Annotated in this window: 1 protein-coding gene; it reads right to left on the bottom strand. The window is 43.9% G+C overall.

Features of this window, described 5'->3' with window-relative positions; genetic code table 11:
• Positions 1 to 5: 5 nt before the first annotated feature.
• Positions 6 to 912, bottom strand: a 907-nt coding sequence (gene sufD / locus A3739_RS19060; protein WP_068502427.1) for a Fe-S cluster assembly protein SufD, incomplete at its 5' end; no start/stop codon positions are given.

The following is a 912-nucleotide window of genomic DNA, read 5'->3' as shown; positions in this document are numbered from 1 at the left end:
CCCGCCTAATCTTTAAAGCTAAGAAGTTCTGATAAAGTTTGCTCCCACTGTTCAGCAAGCGAAGCAATCGGAACTGCGCGTACCAATTCAAGAACAAATCCGAGCGTCAACATTTGACGCGCTTGCTCATCACTCAGACCGCGAGTTTTTAGGTAGTACACTTCTTTTTCATCTAGTTGGCCGATGGTTGCGCCGTGTGCACATTTAACATCGTCAGCGTAGATTTCTAACTCTGGTTTCGTATCGATTTCTGCAGAGTTCGATAACAACAAGTTGCGATTGTTCATTTCGCCCAGTGTTTTTTGGGCGTCTTTGTGAATATATATACGTCCATTAAACACAATGTGTGAATTGTCATCTGCAATACAACGATAGTTTTCTTCGCTGGTGCAGTTTGACGCAATGTGCTCAATTTCGGTGTGGTTGTCGTAGTGTTGTTTTTCCTTCGTGACGACCACGCCATTTAATTCACAATGCGAGCCTTTCTCTGTCATTAATACATGAAGGTCATGGCGTGCCATTGCTGACCCTAAGCAAAGAATATGGCTTTCAAAATTCGCATCACGTTTTAGAATTGCACGCGTGGTTCCGCCTATACGGAACGCACTGCCTAAAGGATTTTGACGCAAATAAGTAAGCTTTGCGTTGTCACCAATCAGCGCTGTTGTTTGGCTAGAGCAGAATGCTCCGTCTACATCAGCGATTGCATAGTTTTCAATGACTGTAGCTTGCGCACTTTGCTCCAGTTCGATATACACACGAGGTGTTGTAAGTCCCGCTTCATCTTGCACAAAGTTCAAAATGATCGGGCATTCAATCACGGCATTTTTAGCAATGCGAATGACTAGTCCATCATTGAAAAGAGCGGTATTGATTTGTTCAAGCTCTCCGCGCTCATATTCTGCAAGTTCA

This window comes from Oleiphilus sp. HI0067, from assembly GCF_001635735.1.
This window is presented reverse-complemented; position numbering and strand designations above follow the sequence as displayed.